This is a genomic window from Vibrio sp. YT-19(2023) (genome assembly GCF_033337395.1).
On the sequence record NZ_JAWOQN010001221.1, the window covers coordinates 1 to 506 of the forward strand.

Here is a 506-nt window from a genome sequence, read left to right on the forward strand (position 1 = left end):
TTATCCATTGGAAAGGAGGCCGTTTGACGATAATGATCCGCCAATAACACCATCAGCTTTTCGTATTGATAACCATCTTGTTCAAACAACGAGATTTTTTGCTCATCAAGTGATTTCAGCCATTGGCGAATGCTGTTGGCAGCGTCGTAAAACTGACTGTCCATGTTCGCTACTTCTGGGCATGATTTATCATCACATTGGGACAAATCAACATTGAAGTTTTGAGTTTCGAAACGGGATAACAACGCTTGTTGCGTGATGACAGAATCGGGCACAAAGTTCATCAGTGATGAAGGTGCCCAATCGACCAAACCTAACTTAAGCCAATAGTTGTCCCCCACGTAGTCAACATGGAATTTTGCCAAAATGTCTCGGCCAAGATCGGTCAGCCCACCGTCCCAATGCAGATATAGAACCGGAATTTTAGCTTGCTCGGCATAAGCCAGCGCATCTATTACCTGTTGGTTGGTATCTCCTGACAGCAAATGTTGTGACAGAATCAACAG

At 44.3% G+C, this 506-nt stretch carries 1 pseudogene; it reads right to left on the reverse strand.

Features of this window, described 5'->3' with window-relative positions:
• Positions 1-506 (reverse strand): annotated as a pseudogene (locus R7E78_RS30945) (hypothetical protein); the annotation flags it as partial.